Below are 21,562 nucleotides of genomic sequence, written 5' to 3' on the forward strand. Positions count from 1 at the left end.
ACGCTTCTTAAATATACTTTTTGCGAGCATTAGCGTGAATTCATCCAAAATTTTAGTTGTCTTAAATGGTAAAGGCGGAGTTGGCAAAACCACAACAACCATTAACCTAGCCGCAATGATGGCTGAAAAAAATTCTGTACTTTTAGTTGATGCTGATCCCCAAGCTTCAGCAACCTGGTGGGTAGAGCAGAGTGGAAAAAGTATGGGATTCGATCTATCTCAGGAAAATAACCCCGAATTACTAGGAAATTTAAAGTCAATTACAGGTTATGACTTAATTATTGTGGATACTGCTCCTGCTTTGTCTTCTAAGTCTTTGTCGAGTGTCGTGGCGATCGCTAACTATTTGATTCTACCCACACCTCCTGCCCCTATGGATTTGACGGCATTAATTCATACTGTTAAAAATGTTGTTGCCCCTTCAGCAATTAGTCATCGAGTTTTATTAACTAGGGTAAATCCCCGTGGGTCGGCAGAGGCTAAAGATGCTCAATCAACCTTATCTGAATTAGGAATTCCATCTTTTAAAACTTTTATCCGTGCATATAAGGCACATGAAAAAGCTACACTAGAAGGAATGCCTATTTCCCAATGGCGCGGTAGAAATGCTCGTGACGCTGAGGCAGACTACAGAAATGTAATTGCTGAAATATTAGAAGATTGGAGAAACCTATGACTAGAAAAAATCTGTCCGATTTAGTGCGAAAGGAGGCACAAAAGCCCGTAGATGAAACCGATCCTACGACCCCAGAAGATGTTGATAAAACTGAATTAGAAGCTCTTACCTCTAAGCTAAAAGATGTTACCGCAGAAGCTAAGCATAGGGAAGATGCCTTGGAAAGTGAGGTTAGTCGACTTAAGGAAGAGCTTTTAGACCAAAAGAAACATATTGTTAATCTCCAAGCCGAACTAAGTACATTTGAAAAGCTTAAGCAAGACTTTGCCGAGGCTAAAGCCGTAATTCTTAAGCTAACTGAAGCTAATCAACAGGCTATAACTCCTATCCCTGAAGAAAAGTATTTTTATCCACCAATGCCTAAAGCCAATTCAGAATCAGATATTGGTTCTTGGTTAGGTTAATTTCAGTATAGGGAGTTCTTTCATAAATTAAAAAGGGGGTATTCACCCCAGTTTTAACCACACTCTTAGTTAAATAGCATATAGAATAACTTTCTGATAACTTTAGAAACTACTTTAGATCGAACTAATTTAATCGGTACGCCCTTCTGTTTTAGAGTGTCATACATTTCCCCTAAACCCTTGCATATCTCAGTCTTAGGGCGTGATTTCCTAGGTTCTATCCTAGTAAAAATCCATTGCCACAAGGCCGGCATAATTTGGAACCACCGTTGATCCAATCTTGGCTTTTACCAATGAAATACCATGCCATGCCCTAAAGCTAGTCTAAAGCTTGCCAGTGACCTATGACGCTTGGATGTACGAGGTTAAGTACATTCTCTACTAATGGCTTGCCATTCTTATCTAGGTAAGCTTGGATCGGGTAGATGGTTGAGAGAATTAGCGATCGCACACGGGAGCCGAAACCAAATTGATCAAACACTTGTTTATATTTGGCAAAAATCGGATCATTGACCAGCATTGATAGACCACGCTCGATCTCAATTTCCTGCCTGTGAATGTCGCACAATCTAACAGTATGGTATTTGGTGAATGTACTAATTCCAGTGCCGATACTTTTAGCTTTAAGTTTGTCAAAACGGTTTTGACTCTGAGTGCTAATCTTTTCACCTGCAAGGTATCTGTAAAGTGGAGCGGGTAAACTGTCTGATCGCTGATTACAATGTTCGGCAATTTCTGGGAACTCATAGGCTCATGATTGCCGTAACCTGTTAGCTATGGGTGACTGTACCCTATTTAAGTGACCTAACTGTAGGCATAATTGTTTGATGTCACCCTGAGCAGAGAATGGATCGAACTTCACAAAGTACTCAGGTTTATCTAAGTGAGTTAACCCATAGTGTGCCAGTGCTAAAGGTGGTATCTGTTGCATCGCCAAAGGTACTTTAGATGACTTGTGTAAAAAAGTATTCAGGTAAAAAGTGGCAGATTGAAAAAGCCTTGAATCTCTATTAAATGAACTGAACAGACAATTAAGTACTGGTCAGGGTAGCGATTGCTGTATTGATCGACAGCTTAAAGGTATCAAAAATAATTCTGATACTGCCAGAATTGCCAGACTTGAAAAAGTAGTAGATAGCATTCTCAAGTCTGCGACAGCTTTGCAGTCGAAACTTGATAATGATTTCCGATACTTGGTCAAGCGATTTATACCAAATCGAAGAGTATAGGCTACAGATGGTATAAATATATAAACCGAGTTCAAAGAAATAAATGGCAGGAGTATATAAATTAGAGATCAGCGAAAGTGAAGAAGAGCTAAAACATATGCTGAGAGTGCAAAAGACCACATCAGATAAAGAAAGAATTCAACTGCTGTATCTGTTAAAAACAAAACAAGCAAGCACAATCCAGACAGCATCGACAATACTGGGACGGCATCGAGTTACATTGCAAGATTGGTTAGGGAATTATCGGAAAGGGGGATTAGCAGGACTATTAGGACATAAACCGAGAACAGGGCGAAAACAGAGTATTCCGCAATGGGCGCAGAAAGCAATGATAAAAAAGCTGGAAGAACCAGAAGGATTTGAAAGTTATGGGCAGATCTGCCAATGGTTAGAGAACCAATTAGGAATCAAATCAAACTATAAAACTGTGCATCATCTAGTCCGATATCGGCTGAAAGCCAGACCGAAAGTGACACGTCCAGTCAGTGCAGGAAAGTCAGAAGAGCAAGTAGAAGCATATAAAAAAACCTTGCCAGTAATATAAGCATGATTGCATGGTTCGGCATTAATATAATCGGACTAAATGGCAAAGTGAGATTCTTTTGTCAAGATGAAACACGAATTGGGTTAAAGACAATCAGTGGAAGGAAGATCACAGCAAGAGGGGTTAAACCTAAGGGTAAAGTCCAGTGGCAGTTTTACCTCTATGGAATAGTAGAACCATCAACAGGGGAAAGCTTTTTCTATGAATTTACCCATCTAAATAGTGAATGCTTCCAAGTATTTCTGAACTTAGTAAGCGCACATTTCCCAGACAGCATAATCATTATGCAAGTGGATCAAGCAGGAGCACACAGAGCAAAACGGTTAAAGATTCCTCAGAATATTATTTTGCTATTTCAGCCTGCCCATGCACCTGAGACTAATCCCATTGAAAGAGTGTGGCAGCATTTCAAATTAGGGTTGAGGTGGGAATTACCAAAAGACCTTGATCAGTTACGGGTATTGATGCGGGAAAGGTTAGAAGAAATGACTCAGGAGGTAATTGCTGCGATTGTTGGTTGGGATTATATTTTAGAGGCTTTATCTGTAGCTGCTATTTAATGATTTGGTATAAATAGGCGTAAATATGAAAGAAATTTGTTGAACTCTACTCTCTATGGATAGGAAAATGCCCGCACTTTTAAGCCTGGTTGTGATCGGCTTTTGCCTGTCGGTGATTCTGGTTAATGGGTACCATGATCCATACTGGTCATGTATGATGTTTATCCAGGGCTACTGGTTGCCTAAATTCATTGAAGATTCTCTTAACTGGGACACTTTCATCACATAGGTCAATGCCATCACCTTTTGAGTCTCAATACCAAATCCTAACCACCAAAGTAAAGCTAATACACTGGCTGAGGATGAATTAAATTTAAATCAGTTCAAATTCCTTCAAAGCAGGTAAAAAATTCTGGTTTTCGTGGTGAGAACGACTCAGTTTCACAAGGGCAAAGCGTTGTAGCCTCGAAAGACCTATCCACTGATGTAGGGTGATTGATATTCCCAAGGATTCAGCCTGTTGGCAAACTTCTAAGGGGATGCGATCGCTATCATTCCACACTGGCTCAACTTGAATGAAAAGGGATTGTAAGTCTTGAGTATTTTGAGCAATTAAATCTAATAAAAACTGGCGATAGGTATTAATTTCTGTGGGGCGATCGCAGGGTAAGTCTATTAATCGCTGCCGTTGGGCATGGCTAAAATGATGCCAATGGGATAGCTTTAACTTAATTCCACAGGTATCGAGCTTAAGCCTAACCTGCATGGGAATACAGCGTAGGGAATCCACAAAGTCTGCTTCAAATTTAAAGAACGCCATTGGGAATTTATAGACTATGCCGCTTGTACTAATCCACTATGCCTGAGTAAAGGGGTTGTAATTGGTTCTCGTCCTCTAAATGCCTTGAATACTTCTAAGGGATGCTTACTACCACCTAATGCTAAAACCGTATCTCGGTAGCGTTTTCCTATCTCGGCGATCGCCATCTCATTATCTAAGCCTGCATCTTCAAAAGCAGCAAAGGCATCGGCACTCAAAACTTCTGCCCACTTATAGCTATAGTAGCCTGCGGCATAACCACCAGCAAAAATATGTCCAAAGCTACAGAGAAAATTATCCTCAGGAATCGGCGGAATGATCATAGTAGTCTGTGCCAAGCGCGATCGCAGGTCTGATAATGTTTCTGTGCCATCATAGCGATGGTGAAGTTCAATATCAATCAAGCTAAAGTGAATTTGACGGAGGGTAGCACTACCAGTCATATAGTTTTTGGCACTTACCAATTTTTGATAGTAATGTTCGGGTAAAACTTCCCCTGTTTGATAATGTCTTGCCATTCCCGTCTTAGCATCTAAAAGGGTCGGGCGATCGTAGCACCAGTTTTCCATGAACTGACTGGGTAACTCTACGGCATCCCATTCCACGTTATTAATCCCTGCGGCGGCGGCAAAGTCTACCCTAGTCAGCATGTGCTGTAACCCATGTCCAAACTCGTGAAATAGGGTTTCTACTTCGGAAAAAGTCATTAAACTAGGCTGATCCTCGGCTTGATCTTGATTTTGATCTTTGATTGGAGGAGTCTGATTACAAATTAAATAGGCGATCGGTTTCCGCACTTCACTACCCAGCTTGGCACGTCCAATGCAATCATTCATCCATGCTCCGCCTCTTTTTTCCGCAGGACGACTGTAGGGGTCTAAATAAAAACTAGCAATATGTTGATCTTGATCCCAAATCTCAAAAAATCTGACATCCTCATGCCACACAGGAGCCTTACCATCGGCGGGTTTAACCGTAATGCCAAATAAACGCTTGACTAGGCTAAATAACCCATCTAAAACTTGGGGCAGGGGAAAATAGGGACGTAATTCTTCATCGGTGTAGGCAAACTTTGCTTCTCGGTATCTTTCCGCCCAAAAGCTGATATCCCAAGGTTTAAGCTCACTTTTGCCTGAAAATTCCTTTAAGGTTTCCAAGTCTTGCAGAGCGGCTGCATAGCTAGGTAATCGTAGTTCCTCTAGGAGTTTTTCCACAGCAGCAACTTCGGGTGCCATTTTGCTAGCAAGGCTAAGTTCAGCGTAGCTATTAAATCCTAAAAGTTTTGCCTTGGCTTGGCGTAGTTCTAAGATTTTGGTGATTATGGGCTGATTATCTAGGTCACCGCTAGAGGCACGACTCAGAAAAGCTTTATAGAGTTGTTCCCGCAGATCGGCACGGGTGCTGTGCTGCATAAATGGCACATAGGATGGATAGTCGAGGGTAATTTTCCACTTCCCTTCTTCCCCAGCAGATTGAGCCGCCAGGCTGAGTAAACTCGGGGGTAATCCATCTAGTTCTTCGGGTGTGGTTAGGACTAAGCTAAAAGCCTTAGTGGCATCGAGGACATTGTTAGCAAATTTGGTGGAAAGCTCGGCGAGGGCGATCGCTATGGTATTAAACTTCTCTTGATCTGCTCCAGTTAGACCTATTCCCGATAGCTCTGCATCTCTGATTGCTGATTCCACAATGCGGTGTTGAGCAGGCTCCAAATTTTGCCATTCGCTACTAGATTTTAGCTTTTTAAAGGCTTGATAGATCGGTACGCTTTGACTCAGGCGCGTAAAAAATTTCACAACTTCTGGTTGCATAGTTTCTTGGGCAGTACGCAGTTCGGGGCTATTTTTAACACTGAGTAAATGTCCAACTGCTCCCCATGTCCAAGTCAGGCGATCGCCCAATCGATCAAGGGGTTCAACTAAATCTTGCCAAGTGGGATGCTCTAAACCATTTAGCTTATTTTCTAGGCTTTCTAACTCCAACTCTAGTTCTGGTAATAGCTGGGTAACCGCAGGTACCACATGCTCAGGGAGAATTTCTGGAAATGGAGGAATACCTTGACCAATAAGAAGAGGATTATTAAGCATGGAAAAATCACGAAGTTCAGAGACTATTATAACAAGCTCGGAAGCAGTTAAAATTGCCCTGCCAAGGTTTAGTTAAGACTTAAGTTTGGTGAATATCGTGGCTACCGAATATTTTTAAGGTTTCGGTAAATTCCTTTAACTCGGCGATCGCTTTTAAAATTGGAGCTTATTGATGATTCACTATAAATTGATATACCTGAAAGTGGGAACTTGATCTTAGCTTTTGAGCTTTAACCTTTGACGGATGGTCTTTTGACTTAGGAGTTTGGACTAAGGGATAATTTGGGGCTGAATTATTCAATAAAATCCTTAAACCATGAAAATCAAACTTATTTTGGGTAGTCTAGCGATCGCTCTATCTACTGCTATACCCTCCAATGCTCTGAATACTTTGCCCGAAAGCGTTAACCTACACTTCCCCATTAATACTCTTTTGTCCCATAACGATCATGATCATAAAAAAATGGAAGTCCCCAAAGGTCAGCCCATTCCCACGGTAAAGTTGATAGTTACTCCCGATGCCCAAAAAGGTTGGAACCTCGAACTTAAAACTACTAATTTTAAGTTTGCACCAGAAAAACTAAATGCCGAATCCATGACTTCTAATGAAGGACATGCCCATCTTTTCATTAATGGTAAAAAAATTACTAGACTCTATAGCTCTTGGTATTATCTGGAAAGCTTACCTAAAGGAAATAATAAAATTACAGTTACCTTGAATACTAATAACCATGCTGACATCACAGTCGCTGATCAGCCTGTCTCTGATACTAAAGTGATTACAATTAAGTAACTTTAACTTGGCTGAATATTCGGCTGGATATGAATATCGTAGCTACCAAAAATTTTTAGAGTTTCGGTAAACTCCTTTAACTCGGCGATCGCTTCGGTAATTTCTGGAATAGATGCTTCAATATCTATGAAAAAAATATAAGGGTTGTGCGATCGCTTCGATGGTCGAGACTCAATTCTGGTTAAATTAATATGACGCTTGGCAAATACAGCAAGGGGATTAAATAAAGAACCCGGCTCATTAGACTTAGTAGTAAATGCCAAGGAAGTATGTTTACCCTGATCGGTGGGAACTAAACCTAAAACCCAAAACCTTGTACAGTTATCAGAAAAATCATTAGTCGGGAACCTGAGGATCGGTAAATTATAGAGTTTGGCAGCACTAGGGGAAGCGATCGCCGCTAAATGGAGGTCTTGGCTAACATCTTCCATTTTTTCCGTATTAGAATTACCAGGAATTAATTGTGCCTGCGGCAGAAACTGCTCTAACCAATTTTGGCACTGCGCTAGAGATTGGGGATGGGAATGCACAGCTTGAATCTGCTCAAGGGATTGGGCATGGGTAATTAGGGCATGTTGTACAGGTAAGACTAAAGCCTCTTGAATTTGCAACTGATCCCACAGCCAAATACTATCTAAGGTCATGGTTACACTACCTTGGGTTGAATTTTCCACTGGCACGATCGCCCGATCAATTTCCCCTGTCGCCACGGCTTTAAGTGCTTGGGGAATCGTAGGATAAGAACATAGTTGGGAATCTGGTAAATGATGCAGTTGACAGTAAGATAGAGCGGCTAACTCAGCATAGGTTCCCGTTGGTCCAAGGTAAGCAATAGAAGTCATTGATTTTAATTTCCAGCTATATACTTAAATTGCCATAAATATATCAGCTAGGTGATAGGAATAAGGTTTTGATCTGCCGAAATATCCCCAATTATCATTAATATGAATATTGCCTTATTTGGTACCAGTGGTGATCCTCCTACGATTGGACATCAAAGAATACTGGAGTGGTTAAGCGATCGCTACGATCTTGTGGTTGTTTGGGTTTCTAATAATCCATTTAAATCCCATCAAACCAGTTTAGAAGATCGGATCGCCATGATGCGGCTCTTAATAGCTGAAATCATTGCCGAGAGCGATCACCCCAACCTAGAACTACACCCCGAAATTAGTAATCCCTATAGCTTGATTACGGTGAAACAGGCACAAAAAATCTGGCAAGGTGCTGAATTTACCCTTGTGATTGGTGGTGACTTGATTGAGCAAATAGCCAATTGGTATCAAGCAGAAGAACTATTACAACAGGTTAAAATTTTAGTGGTTGACCGCCGTGGTTATCAAATTTCTGAGTCACACCTAACAAATCTCCAAATTAAAGGAGCCAAAGTAGCGATCGCCGATCTTGTGGTTCCTGAAATCTCTTCAACAAACTATCGTAAAAACGGTGATCAGTCAGGCATAATACCTTCAATTGCCCAATACATTTACACCAATAATCTGTACCAATGGGAGGAAACAAACCCCAATACCCCCTAGCTCAATTTAAAGTAGGAGTTGACAACGTAATTTTCGCTGTGGATACAGATCAAAATCGACTCCTAGTCCTTTTAGTCATGCGGGATGCGGAACCATTTCGAGATAGTTGGTGTCTCCCCGGCACTTTGGTGCGTCAGGGAGAATCCCTAGAATCCGCAGCCTATAGAATATTAGCTGAAAAAATTCGGGTGCAGAATCTCTATCTAGAACAGTTATTTACCTTTGATCCAACTCCTAATTCAGATTTGCGGTACCTATCCGTCAGCTATTTTGCCCTTGCCCGCCAAGCCGAAACCGAATTAATTGCCGAGGGTGTAAGTGGTATTGCTTGGTATCCAGTTAAGCAAGTTCCCCCATTAGCATTTAATCATAACCAAATCTTAGAATACGGACATCGCCGCCTTTGCAATAAATTAGAGTACAGCCCCGTAGCCTTTGATGTGCTTCCAGAATTTTTCACCCTAGGCGATCTTTACCAACTCTACACCACGGTTTTAGGCGATGATTTTTCTGATTACTCCAACTTCCGTTCCCGACTCCTAAAGCTAGGGTTTTTACAGGAAACGGGTGGTAAAACCTCACGAGGTGCAGGCAGACCAGCCACCCTATATCGGTTTGATGCCGAGGCATTTGCTCCATTCAAAGATAAGCCTATGGTTTTTATCTAAAATTACTAAATAAATTCAAATTCCTAAATTATGGAGGATTACCAAATTATTAACCTTCCCACCCCCAGCAGTGCCATACGATTAGCAGGCAGCAAAGAAGAAAATCTGAAACTCATAGCTAGTTTGACTGATACAAAACTAGTCCTGAGGGGACAAGAGCTTCTGATTAGTGGTACTGAGGCAGCAGTGAAACTATGTCAAGACTTAGTCTATGGGTTAAAGCCTCTGTGGTCTCAGGATCGAGCGATCGCCTCTGTGGATATTGTGGCAGCAAAACAGGCAATCGATCAAAATCTTAGGGATGAGTGGAGCGATCGCCCTACGATGATGCGAAATCGGCGGGGAGATATGATTCAACCACGTACCTTTAAGCAAAAGCAGTATGTGCAATTTATGGAAACCTATGACCTCACCTTTGGCATTGGACCCGCAGGCACAGGAAAAACCTATCTAGCAGCAGTTACAGCCGTGAAAGCACTGCAAAGTAATCAATTTGAGCGATTAATTCTCACCCGTCCCGCCGTTGAAGCTGGAGAAAAGCTAGGATTTTTACCCGGTGATTTACAACAAAAAATTAGTCCCTATTTACGACCGCTCTATGATGCTTTGCATGAGTTAATCGATCCCGATAAAATTCCGGCGATGATGGAGCGGGGTATCATTGAACTGGCACCTCTGGCATATATGCGGGGACGTACTCTCAATAATGCTTTTATCATTGTCGATGAGGCACAGAACACTACCCCTGCCCAAATGAAGATGGTACTGACAAGATTAGGCTTTAATTCTCGTATGGTGGTAACTGGTGACATTACCCAGATTGACCTGCCTTCCCATCAACATTCAGGTTTGATTAATGTGAAAAATATTTTGGCGGGAGTCGAAGGGGTAGCGTTTTCCTACTTTAATAAAAGTGATGTAGTTAGGCATCCATTAGTGCAAAGAATTGTTGCCGCCTATGAAAGTGATGAAACTTAGCAATGACTTTAGGCTCAAGGATTAGGCAGATGGAAGTCTAATAACTTATAAAATCTAAAAAAACTATAATTACAGTTATTTTTATAAGACTTTTTGTTATCCCAAAAACTAGATTTCATAAATATTTTCCTGTGTTGGTATTTGCATATTTGCGATAGATAATTATCAACAATAGCTTTGTTTTTCAAATTATTGAGTCTAGATTGCAAATATTATTAGTAGATAGACATGAATATATTTATGAGAATTAATATAAAACTGATTCTTTGTATATTGATACTATCTTTATCTATTTTTTTTTTTTAGTATGAACTATTCATGATTTTGTTTTACGAAAGGTAGATATTTGACTGGCGAAGAAAAAAATTCATATTGTATTTGAGAAGCTCAATAACAGAACCATATTAAATATCTAAAAAAAAGTGGGATGATTTAGATTTAAACTTGGAGGTAAAAGTTGAAAATCCTTAAAACTACAGCAATAATTTTAACAATATCTTCTGTATTAGTTGGAGCTTTTTCCTTATTAAAATGGTCAATCAGACAGAAACAGTTTGAAGATTGGTTACCTGCAAAACTGGAATTTGTTGGGTCAATCACAACTGCTGATGGAAATGGTATTCCGTTTGGCTGCTTTTTTGGAGTTTATAAACTATCAGACAAAACATTAGCTGGTATAAATAGAGATAAGTTGAAATTCTTTGAGGATGCAACTAAAGCCCGAGCCTATAAACAATATGACTACAATATGTATAATTCATACCAAAAGTGGCAAAAAACACCAATTGAATATACTAATAACAATAGAACATTTGGTGCAGGAATAGAATGTGCAAGGAGTGAAGGATTAGATGAATCTTTGGCTAAAAAAATAGAACTTGCAGCTTTTTCCGAAGGCTCGTTTTACACGGGACATCCTGAGGGGCAGCTACTTGTAATACCTGATCTTGGCATAGCAGTACTTTCTGGAGTTGGAGATTAAGATTATTCTACTAAGCATCTGGCTAAAACAAAATATTAATGATTCAATTAATTTTAAAATGCAAATAATTTTAGGAGCTTAGAGGTATTAAAGATAGCAGATGCTTACAGAGGGATTGAAATTACTAAATTATTTGTATTTGGCACAAAATTCCCCAACTAAGATGATTGTAATTCTTATATTTAGACCTGAAAATGCATCAAATCCATCTTTATTTAGAGTATTTTTAGCATCATGCATATATATTTATCTATTGAATAGAGTGTGATTTTACAGTTGTAAATACCAATGTTTTAATGCAACCTTGAATTGTTAGTACCTACTATTATCAAAAATGCTAAAAAATAAGCTAATTGGAGATAGAAGTTGAAATTTCTTAGAACTATAGCAATAATTTTAGCAATGTCTTCTGTATTAGTTGGAACAGTCTCCTATTTACTATGGGCAAGTAGACAAAAACAGTTTAGAGATTGGTTACCTGCAAAACTAGATTTTGTTGGGCATATCACAACTGCTGATGGAAATAGTATTCTGTTTGGTTGCTTTTTTGGAGTGTATAAATTATCAGACAAAACATTAGCTGGTATCAATAGAGATAAGTTGAAATTCTTTGAGGATGCAACTAAAGCCAGAGCACATCAGCAAGATGACAACAGTATGTATAATTCATACGAAAAGTGGCAGAAAACCCCAATTGAATATACTGATAGCAATACAACATTTGGTGCAGGGATAAAGTGTGCAAGGAGTGCAGGACTAGATGAATCTTTGGCTAAAAAAATAGAACTTGCAGCTTTTTCAGAAGGCTCATTTTATACAGGACATCCTGAGGGGCAGCTACTTGTAATACCTGATCTTGGTATAGCCGTACTGTCTGGAGCGGGAGGATAGGGTATTTTTGGCAATTAAAATATACTATCTTTTTCATGTAGATTCAGTTAATTAGAAAATAATCTAAGGGGTATTAGAAATGGTAGATGCTTCAAGAGGAATAGAAATCACTAATTTATTTGTGTTTGGGGAAAAATTCCCAGATCAAAATGACTACAACACTCATACTAGATTTATCTAAATCATCTTCTCCTCTATGATATGAAGTGATATATGGACAAAGGTTGCGCCAGTACCAGTATTCAAGGTGGACTAATTTAGTCCCTATGTGTTAAAACTTTTTTTAAGATCAGTAATTTAATTTTACTAATTACATGGAAATTAAACTTACTAAACGCCATATTATTTTTGGCTTAGTAATAGTTTTAATTTGTATACCACTCGCCTTTAATTATTCTGGGTTCTGCTTTGAAAAAGGAAGGTACTTAACTAATACGGAAAAGTTTCGTGCAGTTTTTGAAGAAGTAAATCAATATGGAAAGCCAAGTATGTTTTTTAGTGAGGGAAATGATGATGGTAAACTTATATCTATGCTTCCATTTGGCAATAATCGAAAGTTGATAGAAGTAAAATATATTTCATATAAGAATTTTGAAGAGTTTTTAAGATTAAATCCAAATTGTTGTGATGTAGGTTAAAGAGATGATTATGAACTTCCCTTGCCTAATTTATGGGATCAACTAACTGGATATTATTCTAATGAGATGGTTAGTTTAGTATTTAAATATAGATATTATGTCAATGATAACTATTCTGAAAGACAAATTAGGTACAAAAGGCTTATGACAAATTGTGGGAATATAATCAGACATTAGTTTATAACCTGCATATATTGCAGAACTAAGAGTGACGTAGTTAGGTATCCATTAGTGCAAAGAATTGTTACCGCCTATGAAAGTGATGAAACTTAGCAATGACTTTAGGCTCAAGCATTAGGTACATGGAAGTCTAAAAATATAGCTAACTCAATAAGTTATTAGCAAGGTCTTGTTCTTGTGCTGCTACCTCTGCGATCGCCGTCGTTAAAACTTCACGGGGAGTTAAACCATTACCTACCTGTGCCAACCATCTTTGTGCTTCATTACCTTGATTCAAGATTTTCTCTAAAGGTGATAAAAAGCAGCTGACTCCCTGAGCAGTTGCCCTAGGCTTAACTTGATGATATTGATTCCAAATCCAATCTCTAGCAATTACTTTTTCACCTGTTTCCCAGTTAATTAATTCCGCATCCAGACTATTACGGGCGGCAGAAATTTCATTTTGATCGGCGATCGCCATTAATTCATCGGGACTAAATTTCTTAGATAGAAGTGGATCAAGATTTTGATCAGCCAGCAGCATCTGTAACCGCATTTCCAATAAAGTCGTAATTGCCAAAAGTGCCAATGGATCAATAACTAAATCACAAATCCGCAACTCCAGCCGATTTAGATCGTAGGGACGATTATCCCCATTCGGACGCACAGCCGACCACAGATGTCGCACATTTTGCATCACCCCCAGTTGAATTTGGTGATTTGTCCAATCAATAAAATGCCTATGGCTGCTGAATAAAGGCACATGGATAGGGGTTTTAGGAAACATTTGCCACCTTGTGGAGTGGGAACCAGTGACTTCACCATTTAGGAAAGGCGATGATGCACTTAAAGCTAGATACAGGGCTGCTTCCATTCGCACTAACCGACAGGCTCTAATCAAATCTTCAGTATTGGGAATGCCCACATTAATATGAATACTCGCAGTTACGACTTTAGTGCCGTAGGTATTTTCAATATAGCCATGATAAGGATTCTGGGGATCGGAGCGATGGAATGATTCACTCCCACCTAGGGCAAGGGTACTGCCGGGCATAACCGTATAATCACCAAGCGATCGCAGGTACTGCCGTAATTGCCGCCGAGGTTCTAACAATGCTATACACAAAAGCTCATATTTTGTTAAAGGTGGGGTTGTATATTCCACATTGCGACTGTCTGGTTCTCGGACAAAGCCCTGCAGATCGGCAACAATCTGATCAGAAAAGCCAACGGCATCGCCTGTGGGAGTACAGGTATAAATCTCAACCTCAAATCCCTTTGATAAAAGCACCAATCAATACCGCCTAAAGATTCTAGTTGTCTCAGATTATTCTAAATCCTTTGGGAATTATCTGACTACTAAAACTGGGCAAGGGGCATGGTGTACAACATAATCACTTACACTACCGAGCATGAGCCGTTCCATTGAGCCTAGCCCCCTAGAGCCAACTACTAAAACATCAATATCTGTTTTTGCTAATTTACAAATTAAATCCCGTGGTGAGCCAAACTCTAGACTGGTAGTACATTCTACCTCTGCTTCTTGGCAGGATTTCTCAGCTTCTTGGAGAAGCGATCGCCCTTTTTCCACTAAAGCTTTTTCTAGTTCAGGATTAGGATGTGCTTGCCAACTAACCCAGTCTCCGGTGGGCATGATTAATTCAGGGTAATAATCCCTCAATGGTTCGATCACATTAATTGCCAAAATTGATGCATGGGAACTTTTGGCTAAACTAATCGCCGACTGTAAGGCTTTATAACCAGCATGGGAGCCATCGATCGCTACTAAGAACTTCATAGACTTAACCTCCCTTTCAATAACTTTAAGATTCTAAGAATTATGATTTAAGAATTATGTAGTTAAGCGTAGATTCTTTTAGGGGAATTACTATGCTTTGTAATTCTTTATACAATTCTCCCACAACAGTAGAGAGTAGTTAAGGTTTGTTTATGTAAATACACATATGGCAATCCTAAATTATCTCTTAATTTACAGAGAAATGCGCGGGAAATAGGTGGAAAAATAACGAAGGAATTAAGCTTAGTTCCAAAAATTGGAATTAGGTTATCATGGTCAAAAAGTTTTTGTCTGTTTTGATGAGAGCAATAAATAGCAAGATATAAAACTACTCACAAACCCATGATCCTATCAATCTCTAGCTTTTTTATTCGCAGACCAGTATTTGCGACTGTTTGCTCGTTGATTATTACGCTTTTGGGAACAGCTTGTATATTTTTGCTACCGATCGCCCAATATCCCGAAATTGCACCAACCAAAGTTACCGTCAGTTCCAATTATGTGGGAGCAAATGCCGAAGTCGTAGAGTCAACGGTTACTAATATCCTCGAAAGAGAACTAAATGGGATTGAAGGGGTGCGTTATATTACCTCAACCAGTGCCAATAATGGTTCTAGCTCCATTGATCTGGTATTTAATCTGGGTAAGAATAAAGATATTGCGGCAGTAGATGTGCAGAATCGGGTGTCAACGGTACAGTCACAACTACCAGGTCCTGTACAGCAAACTGGAGTCACGATTAGTAAGGAATCAACGGGTTTTCTATTTGCGATCGGGGTATATTCGGAAAAAGGTGAGTTTGATGATCTATACCTGAGTAACTATGCCGATCTGTATATAGTTGATGCCATTAAAAAAGTTAAGGGAGTGGGCGGGGTTATTATCTTTGGTGAACGTAAGTATGCCATGCGGATTTGGCTAGACCCAAGTCGTTTAGCAGCCAGAGGTTTAACTTCTCAGGATGTAGTTTCTGCCATTCAACAGCAAAATCTCCAAGTTGGCGTGGGACAGATTGGACAGCAACCGAATCTACCTGATCAACAGTACCAACTTTCCATATCAGCCACGGGTAGGCTTAAAGACCCCGATGAGTTTGGGGATATTGTGATTAAGACCGCAACCGATGGCACCTTAATTAAGCTCAAAGATGTAGGTAGGGTCGAGCTTGGAGCGGAAAACTATGGTTCTAGCCTAAGATTTAACGGCACAAGGGGCATTGGCTTGGGTGTATCCCAATTACCTGATGCTAACGCTTTAGATGTGGCTAAGGCAGTAAAACAGGCATTAAAGGAACTGGAGCCTAATTTCCCACCGGGTTTAAATTATGAAATTGCCTTTGATACCACTAGCTTTATTGAAGCAGGAACCGAAGAGGTAATCTTGTCATTATTAATTGCGATTGGTCTGGTAATTTTAATTATTTTTATCTTTTTGCAAAACTGGAGATCGACTCTAATTCCCGCGATCGCCATTCCCGTATCTTTAGTCGGAACGTTTATATTCATTAAGCTCCTCAACTTTAATATCAATACCCTGACCCTATTTGGTTTAACTTTGGCGACGGGATTAGTGGTGGATGATGCGATCGTTGTGGTGGAGGATATAACTCGGCGCATTCAAGAAAAGGGTGAAAATCCTATCCAAGCAGCGATTCATTCCATGCAGGAACTTCAAGGTGCTGTTGTTGCCAGTTCTTTAGTGCTAATTGCTGTATTTGTCCCTGTGGCATTTTTTCCCGGCACCACTGGTCAGTTATATAAGCAGTTTGCCCTTACCATTGCTTTTTCCATTACCGTTTCGACCTTTAATGCCCTAACCCTATCTCCAAGTCTGGCGGGACTATTACTAAAACAAGAGGCAACCCCTAGTAATTGGGCATTTGATCGAATTAATTGGGTAATTGATCGCATTCGCCAATTTTACCAATGGGGAGTTAGGCAACTAACTAAGTTCAAGGGAGTAGTAATTATCTTATTTATGGCTTCTTTGGCTCTTACCTATTGGGTCTATACAATTGTGCCGAGGGGATTTTTACCACCTGAAGATCAGGGCTATTTTATTACCATTGTCCAAGCACCCGAAGGCGTTTCCTTAAACTATACAGAAAAGGTATTAGAGCAGATCGAAGGCATCATGCGCCAAAAAGATGACAAGGGTGAGCCACTATATCCTGAAATTGCCAATATTTTTGCCGTGGGCGGCTTTAGCTTTAGCGGTAATACTCCCAATAACGGCATTGTTTTCTCCACCTTAAAACCTTGGAAAGAGCGAAAAAGATCGGCGGATCAAATTATTGGTGGTTTTGTCCCTGCACCTTTTGGGTTACTTCCACAACTAATTTCGATTAAAGAAGCATTTGTGATCCCATTCCCGCCACCCGCAATTCAAGGCTTAAGTAATTTTGGGGGGTTTGAGTTTCAGTTACAGGATAAGATTAATCAGGGTTTCCCAGCAATTGAGCAAACCTTAGGGGCATTTTTAGGTAAAGCTAGTACCTATCCTGATCCCAGCCGTCCCATGCTCGCAGGTTTAAGACCAAACTTTAATGGCAATACGCCACAACTAAGTGTGGAAGTTGATCGGGTTAAAGCTACCGCTCTGCAAGTGTCTTTAAGTGACATTTATAGTACTTTACAGACCTTGCTCGGCTCCCAGTATATTAATGATTTCAATGCCTTTGGGCGTACCTATCGGGTGTATGTCCAAGCTGATGCCAGATTTCGTGCTAATCCTGAGGATATAAATCGTCTGTATGTGCGATCACAAACAGGGCAGATGATCCCACTAAGTAATTTGGTTAATGTGAAACAAACCATAGGTCCGTCAATTATTACCCATTACAATCTACTGCGCTCTGTGCAAATTACTGGAAATACGGCTCCGGGTGTGAGTTCAGGGCAGGCGATCGAAGTAATGTCTAAAGTCGCCAAGGAAACACTTCCCAAGACTTTTGGCTATGAATGGTCAGGTTTATCCCTCGAAGAAATTGAGTCAGGAGGCAGTGCCATTTTTATCTTTGGCTTAGGAGTAGTATTTGTATTTTTAGTGCTGGCGGCACAGTACGAAAACTATATTGATCCAGTAATCATTATGCTCACTGTCCCTTTGGCAGTATTGGGGGCATTATCGGCGGTATTTTTGCGGAGCTTTTTTAATCCTAGTTTTGCCAACGATATTTACACGCAAATTGGGTTGGTGATGCTGGTTGGGATTGCCAGTAAAAATGCCATTTTAATTGTGGAATTTGCTAATCAATTGCGGGAAAAGGGTTTAAGCATTACTAAAGCTGTAACAGAAGCGGCACAGCAACGTTTACGTCCAATTTTAATGACAGCGTTTGCTACGATTATTGGGATTTTCCCCCTAGCGATCGCCACTGGAGCAGGAGCAGCAGCCCGTCAATCCCTTGGTACAGCCGTATTAGGGGGTATGTGTGTAGCGACTTTTCTAAGCTTATTTATTGTGCCAGTTTTGTATATTGTGATTAAAAACATTGAGGAACGCAATTTTCTTAAGCCCCATAAAGTTGAGGAAGAACCGCAATAATCTCTATAAATCCAGCAACAATCAGGCTAAGAATCCCATAGCATCTTTAACTGAGCGTAGGGTTGCGAAGGCGATCGCCGATGCTTTTTCTTTACCAGTGGCTAAAACTTGGTCTAAGTAGCCAGTTTCATTGATAACTTCCTGATATTTAGCTTGAATGGGCTGAAGACTAGAGTTAATGGTTTCAATAAGGATCGGTTTAAAGTCACCCCAACCCCTGAGATTTTGGCATTCAGCTATTACCTGTTCCTTGTTTTTTGCCGATAGGATCATATATAAAGATAAAAGATTATGGCATTCTGGGCGATTTGGATTATCAAACTCCAGTCCCCGTTCGGCATCGGTTTTACATTTTTTGATTTTTTTCGCGATCGCATCTGGAGTATCTAGTAAATGAATTCTACTCATATCTGAAGGATCGGACTTAGACATTTTGCTATTACCATCGGTTAGGCTCATTACCCTTGCCCCTGCCTTAGGAATGAGGGGATTGGGCAGTTTAAAAATAGGTTGATTTTTACTCCCAAATTGATCATTTATCCTAATGGCAATATCACGAGTTAGCTCTAAGTGCTGCTTTTGATCTTCCCCCACTGGCACCAAGTCGGCTTGATACAACAAAATATCTGCTGCCATGAGGACAGGATAGTCTAGTAATCCAACATTAACATTTTCGCCCTGTTTGAGTGCTTTTTCCTTAAACTGAATCATACGTTCTAACCAATTTAAGGGGGTAATACAGTTAAACAGCCAAGCTAGTTCAGCATGGGCAGAAATATGAGACTGGACAAAGACTGTAGATACCTCTGGATCAATCCCACAGGCGATATATAGGGCAGCGGTGCGGCGAGTATTTTCTGCTAGTTCATGACGATAGTTAGCCCCAGTAATGGCATGGAGATCGACAACACAGAAAAAGTTCTCATATTCTGCTTGACTTTCTACCCAATTGCGAATAGCTCCTAAATAGTTACCGATATGCAAATTACCTGTGGGTTGAACGCCTGAGAGTACTCTTTTTTTCTGTATCATGATTTAGTTATTTATTTAGCTGTTTGATTTAATTATTTGGCTTAATTGCTTGAACTGAGCTTAAACCGAGATCAATAATAACGTTTCTAAAAATCTAATTTTAACTAGCATGAAACTTTCTGAGTTGGTAACTTATATCCCTGATGCTAATTTTGAACTCGCAGATAATCATAATGATCCAGAGATTACAGGCGTAGCAGCTATTGATTCAGCCCAAGCGGGTGACATTACTTTTTTAAGTTCAAATAAGTATTTAACCAAGTTATCTATAACCCAAGCCAGTGCGGTAATTATAGACTTACAAACTCCCTGTGCCTTACCCTGCATTCGTACCAAAAATCCTCGATTGGCATTTGCGCGGGTCTTAAATTTATTTTATCAACCGATTAAACTGCCTTCGGGCATTGATCCTACGGTGGTATTGGGGGCTGGAGTCTTAATTGGTGCCAATGTGGCGATCGCTCCCCATGTAGTCATTGGTGACGGCGTAATCATTGGTGATGATGTTAGTATTTTTGCCAATACGGTCATTTATCCGCAAGTCAAAATTGGCGATCGCTCGATCATCCATGCGAACTGTGTAATTCGTGAATATACGGAAATTGGTCAAGACTGTTTAGTTGGTGCTAGTAGTGCGATCGGGGGAGATGGCTTTGGGTTTGAATTAGATCAGCAGGGACAATGGTATAAAATTCCCCAAACAGGCTATGTCAAACTTGGCGATCGGGTGGAAATTGGCAGCCTTACAGCGATCGATCGTCCAGTTATGGGGATCACTGATATTGGTGCAGGTACCAAAATTGATAATTTAGTTCAAGTTGGGCATGGGGTTAAAATTGGTCATAATTCCATGATTGTGGCGCAGGTGGGTTTAGCAGGTGGAGCAGTTTTAGGTAACTATGTGACTTTGGCGGGGCAGGTTGGGGTTGGTGATCAAGCAACTATTGGTGATCAGGCGATCGTTGGTGCCAAGTCTGGGGTAATTAGCCATGTGGAAGCAGGGGCAAGAGTTATCGGATATCCCACGGTTGCCGAACGAGAATGGAAACGCACTATTGTTGCCCAACATCATCTACCACAGATGGTTAAGACTATTCAGAAATTGGAAAAACAAGTGGCTGAACTTGCAGCCAAACTAAATCAAATTGAACCGTAATTATTCCTACGTTTCTTGGTTAATTAGAACTGGTTAACTGGGACTTTGATCAAGGCGGGTAATAAATTTTTGGAGTTGTTCCTTTAGTTCTTCACCTTCTTGATCGTTGGGATTGTTCCATCCTGCCAACCAAATCGGTGCGGGCAAGTGTCCCACGGGAGCAGAAGTAGAGAAATTAATTTGATCATTATTAATCCAATTAGCTTTAACTCGCCATTGCAAGCGATCGCCAAATTTTTGCCAACTTGTATCTGGGATAAATTTCCCAAAAATCAGACTAATTTCATCATCCCTGTCCATTGTTCCTGTTTCAGGCTGTGGAATCAGAGCCTTAAGTTGAGCCGAAATCTTAATTTCCTGCTGAGATAATACTGATTCTTGAGCTTGCTTGAGGTCTTTAATAATAATTGGAGCTAAGGTGCGGTAAGTATGATTAGGGTTAGCTATTGCTAGTTTTACCAATTGGATTAAATCACACCATGTGACCAGATCAAACTGTTCTCCCATTAGCTGTAATTGATCACAAATAATTTGTAACTGTTGCCGACTGGTGGGGCGATCAGGCTGCTTAAATAGCTGGAGCATATCCCGAAGTCTAGCAGGCACATCGGAGCGAAACACCATAGTTGTAGCTCTGAGTTCTTCAGCCGATTTATTAATAACTGGCACAGCTGGAACTAGATTACTAATTCGAGTTTTCAGTTGAGCAAATAGGGGTTCGGAGTTGGCTAAAGTTTCTTGAGCGACTTGATCATTTGCCTCTGAGGGGTTTTGGAGTTGTTGCAGCAGTTCTTTGAGGGTATCTAGGGCAGTGAGCAATAAACTTTGGAAATCTTGATCTACTTCCGTTTCAGGATGATCCTTCAATACCTTAAATGAATCTTCTAGGTTATGGGCAACGTGCTGCATATCCGTAATTCCTAGCATTGCGGCTCCACCTTTGATCGAATGAGCGGCTCGAAATAACTCATTCATCATTTCTGGGTCGGCTAAGGTGTCTTGTAGGTTAACTAGACTAGATTCAATGGTATTAATGTGATCGGATGCCTCTTCGATGAAGTAACCTAAGATCTGTTTTTGCTTATCTGAATCCATGAGCGTGAATATATTTTAATTAGTTATATTT

Annotated in this window: 21 protein-coding genes; 13 read left to right on the forward strand and 8 right to left on the reverse strand. The window is 40.2% G+C overall.

Annotated features, from left to right (window positions below; genetic code table 11):
- Positions 1-34: 34 nt before the first annotated feature.
- Both SYN7502_RS09230 and SYN7502_RS09235 read left to right on the forward strand, forming a co-directional pair.
- Complete coding sequence (locus SYN7502_RS09230) at positions 35-676, forward strand: ParA family protein (RefSeq protein ID WP_015168567.1); 642 nt, start codon at positions 35-37, stop codon at positions 674-676.
- On the forward strand, positions 673-1,080 hold the full coding sequence (locus tag SYN7502_RS09235; protein ID WP_015168568.1) for a hypothetical protein: 408 nt from the start codon (positions 673-675) through the stop codon (positions 1,078-1,080). The genes SYN7502_RS09230 and SYN7502_RS09235 overlap by 4 nt, the downstream gene beginning before the upstream one ends.
- A 319-nt stretch (positions 1,081-1,399) precedes the next feature.
- Here SYN7502_RS09235 and SYN7502_RS18290 read toward each other — a convergent pair whose 3' ends face one another.
- Entirely contained in the window at positions 1,400-1,648 is a 249-nt protein-coding gene (locus SYN7502_RS18290; protein ID WP_051023609.1) for a hypothetical protein, read from the reverse strand.
- A gap of 704 nt (positions 1,649-2,352) precedes the next feature.
- On the opposite strand from SYN7502_RS18290, the gene SYN7502_RS20605 reads away from it, so the two are divergent.
- Positions 2,353-2,853, forward strand: coding sequence for a helix-turn-helix domain-containing protein (locus SYN7502_RS20605; protein WP_015168569.1), 501 nt, complete (start codon positions 2,353-2,355; stop codon positions 2,851-2,853).
- Between the two features lie 2 nt (positions 2,854-2,855).
- Positions 2,856-3,413 (forward strand): IS630 family transposase, encoded by a 558-nt coding sequence (locus SYN7502_RS20610; RefSeq protein ID WP_015168570.1) that lies wholly within the window; start codon positions 2,856-2,858, stop codon positions 3,411-3,413.
- 313 nt (positions 3,414-3,726) lie between these two features.
- Here the strand turns inward: SYN7502_RS20610 and SYN7502_RS09255 are convergent, their stop codons facing one another.
- Together SYN7502_RS09255 and SYN7502_RS09260 are read right to left on the reverse strand one after the other, a co-directional pair.
- Positions 3,727-4,173 (reverse strand): nitrate reductase associated protein, encoded by a 447-nt coding sequence (locus SYN7502_RS09255; RefSeq protein WP_015168571.1) that lies wholly within the window; start codon positions 4,171-4,173, stop codon positions 3,727-3,729.
- A 14-nt stretch (positions 4,174-4,187) separates the two neighbouring features.
- Entirely contained in the window at positions 4,188-6,257 is a 2,070-nt protein-coding gene (locus SYN7502_RS09260) for a M3 family metallopeptidase (RefSeq protein ID WP_015168572.1), read from the reverse strand.
- 316 nt (positions 6,258-6,573) lie between these two features.
- On the opposite strand from SYN7502_RS09260, the gene SYN7502_RS09265 reads away from it, so the two are divergent.
- Entirely contained in the window at positions 6,574-7,050 is a 477-nt protein-coding gene (locus SYN7502_RS09265; RefSeq protein ID WP_015168573.1) for a hypothetical protein, read from the forward strand.
- Positions 7,051-7,052: 2 nt separating this feature from the next.
- On the opposite strand, the gene pheA is transcribed toward SYN7502_RS09265, so the two are convergent.
- The gene (gene pheA / locus SYN7502_RS09270; protein ID WP_015168574.1) at positions 7,053-7,892 is read right to left on the reverse strand and encodes a prephenate dehydratase; all 840 of its coding nucleotides are present in this window, start codon (positions 7,890-7,892) and stop codon (positions 7,053-7,055) included.
- A gap of 102 nt (positions 7,893-7,994) precedes the next feature.
- Here pheA and SYN7502_RS09275 point away from each other — a divergent pair, with 102 nt between their 5' ends.
- The 6 genes from SYN7502_RS09275 to SYN7502_RS09300 all read left to right on the forward strand — a co-directional run bounded on the left by SYN7502_RS09275 (position 7,995) and on the right by SYN7502_RS09300 (position 12,745).
- Entirely contained in the window at positions 7,995-8,588 is a 594-nt protein-coding gene (locus SYN7502_RS09275) for a nicotinate-nucleotide adenylyltransferase (RefSeq protein ID WP_015168575.1), read from the forward strand.
- Positions 8,558-9,256 (forward strand): NUDIX hydrolase, encoded by a 699-nt coding sequence (locus tag SYN7502_RS09280; protein WP_015168576.1) that lies wholly within the window; start codon positions 8,558-8,560, stop codon positions 9,254-9,256. Before SYN7502_RS09275 ends, SYN7502_RS09280 begins: the two co-directional genes overlap by 31 nt.
- A gap of 27 nt (positions 9,257-9,283) precedes the next feature.
- Positions 9,284-10,234, forward strand: a complete 951-nt coding sequence (locus SYN7502_RS09285; RefSeq protein WP_371257830.1) for a PhoH family protein — start codon at positions 9,284-9,286, stop codon at positions 10,232-10,234.
- A gap of 457 nt (positions 10,235-10,691) precedes the next feature.
- Positions 10,692-11,216, forward strand: a complete 525-nt coding sequence (locus SYN7502_RS09290; protein WP_015168578.1) for a hypothetical protein — start codon at positions 10,692-10,694, stop codon at positions 11,214-11,216.
- A gap of 402 nt (positions 11,217-11,618) precedes the next feature.
- Positions 11,619-12,107: a hypothetical protein gene (locus tag SYN7502_RS09295; RefSeq protein WP_015168580.1), complete on the forward strand. Its 489-nt coding sequence runs from the start codon at positions 11,619-11,621 to the stop codon at positions 12,105-12,107.
- A 314-nt stretch (positions 12,108-12,421) separates the two neighbouring features.
- Positions 12,422-12,745, forward strand: a complete 324-nt coding sequence (locus tag SYN7502_RS09300; RefSeq protein WP_015168582.1) for a hypothetical protein — start codon at positions 12,422-12,424, stop codon at positions 12,743-12,745.
- Positions 12,746-13,067: 322 nt separating this feature from the next.
- Here SYN7502_RS09300 and gshA read toward each other — a convergent pair whose 3' ends face one another.
- The gene (gene gshA, locus SYN7502_RS09305) at positions 13,068-14,195 is read right to left on the reverse strand and encodes a glutamate--cysteine ligase (protein ID WP_015168583.1); all 1,128 of its coding nucleotides are present in this window, start codon (positions 14,193-14,195) and stop codon (positions 13,068-13,070) included.
- Positions 14,196-14,252: 57 nt separating this feature from the next.
- A complete protein-coding gene (locus SYN7502_RS09310; protein WP_015168584.1) occupies positions 14,253-14,702 on the reverse strand; it encodes a universal stress protein in 450 nt (149 codons plus the stop codon).
- 342 nt (positions 14,703-15,044) lie between these two features.
- Between SYN7502_RS09310 and SYN7502_RS09315 the strand changes: the two genes are divergently transcribed.
- Positions 15,045-18,248, forward strand: a complete 3,204-nt coding sequence (locus SYN7502_RS09315) for an efflux RND transporter permease subunit (protein WP_015168585.1) — start codon at positions 15,045-15,047, stop codon at positions 18,246-18,248.
- Positions 18,249-18,269: 21 nt separating this feature from the next.
- On the opposite strand, the gene trpS is transcribed toward SYN7502_RS09315, so the two are convergent.
- A complete protein-coding gene (gene trpS / locus SYN7502_RS09320) occupies positions 18,270-19,277 on the reverse strand; it encodes a tryptophan--tRNA ligase (protein ID WP_041430080.1) in 1,008 nt (335 codons plus the stop codon).
- 112 nt (positions 19,278-19,389) lie between these two features.
- On the opposite strand from trpS, the gene lpxD reads away from it, so the two are divergent.
- Positions 19,390-20,436, forward strand: a complete 1,047-nt coding sequence (lpxD, locus tag SYN7502_RS09325) for a UDP-3-O-(3-hydroxymyristoyl)glucosamine N-acyltransferase (protein ID WP_015168587.1) — start codon at positions 19,390-19,392, stop codon at positions 20,434-20,436.
- Between the two features lie 33 nt (positions 20,437-20,469).
- Here the strand turns inward: lpxD and SYN7502_RS09330 are convergent, their stop codons facing one another.
- Complete coding sequence (locus SYN7502_RS09330) at positions 20,470-21,531, reverse strand: Hpt domain-containing protein (RefSeq protein ID WP_015168588.1); 1,062 nt, start codon at positions 21,529-21,531, stop codon at positions 20,470-20,472.
- Between the last annotated feature and the right edge of the window lie 31 nt (positions 21,532-21,562).

Origin of the sequence: Synechococcus sp. PCC 7502, assembly GCF_000317085.1 — a bacterium.
GTDB lineage: Bacteria > Cyanobacteriota > Cyanobacteriia > Pseudanabaenales > Pseudanabaenaceae > PCC-7502.

Coding starts and splice junctions, on each gene's coding strand:
- SYN7502_RS09235 (WP_015168568.1), top strand. CDS start 673: ATGACTAGAAAAAATCTGTCCGATTTAGTGCGAAAGGAGGCACAAAAG.
- SYN7502_RS20605 (WP_015168569.1), top strand. CDS start 2,353: ATGGCAGGAGTATATAAATTAGAGATCAGCGAAAGTGAAGAAGAGCTA.
- SYN7502_RS20610 (WP_015168570.1), top strand. CDS start 2,856: ATGATTGCATGGTTCGGCATTAATATAATCGGACTAAATGGCAAAGTG.
- SYN7502_RS09255 (WP_015168571.1), bottom strand. CDS start 4,173: ATGGCGTTCTTTAAATTTGAAGCAGACTTTGTGGATTCCCTACGCTGT.
- SYN7502_RS09260 (WP_015168572.1), bottom strand. CDS start 6,257: ATGCTTAATAATCCTCTTCTTATTGGTCAAGGTATTCCTCCATTTCCA.
- SYN7502_RS09265 (WP_015168573.1), top strand. CDS start 6,574: ATGAAAATCAAACTTATTTTGGGTAGTCTAGCGATCGCTCTATCTACT.
- pheA (WP_015168574.1), bottom strand. CDS start 7,892: ATGACTTCTATTGCTTACCTTGGACCAACGGGAACCTATGCTGAGTTA.
- SYN7502_RS09275 (WP_015168575.1), top strand. CDS start 7,995: ATGAATATTGCCTTATTTGGTACCAGTGGTGATCCTCCTACGATTGGA.
- SYN7502_RS09280 (WP_015168576.1), top strand. CDS start 8,558: ATGGGAGGAAACAAACCCCAATACCCCCTAGCTCAATTTAAAGTAGGA.
- SYN7502_RS09295 (WP_015168580.1), top strand. CDS start 11,619: ATGTCTTCTGTATTAGTTGGAACAGTCTCCTATTTACTATGGGCAAGT.
- SYN7502_RS09300 (WP_015168582.1), top strand. CDS start 12,422: ATGGAAATTAAACTTACTAAACGCCATATTATTTTTGGCTTAGTAATA.
- SYN7502_RS09310 (WP_015168584.1), bottom strand. CDS start 14,702: ATGAAGTTCTTAGTAGCGATCGATGGCTCCCATGCTGGTTATAAAGCC.
- SYN7502_RS09315 (WP_015168585.1), top strand. CDS start 15,045: ATGATCCTATCAATCTCTAGCTTTTTTATTCGCAGACCAGTATTTGCG.
- lpxD (WP_015168587.1), top strand. CDS start 19,390: ATGAAACTTTCTGAGTTGGTAACTTATATCCCTGATGCTAATTTTGAA.
- SYN7502_RS09330 (WP_015168588.1), bottom strand. CDS start 21,531: ATGGATTCAGATAAGCAAAAACAGATCTTAGGTTACTTCATCGAAGAG.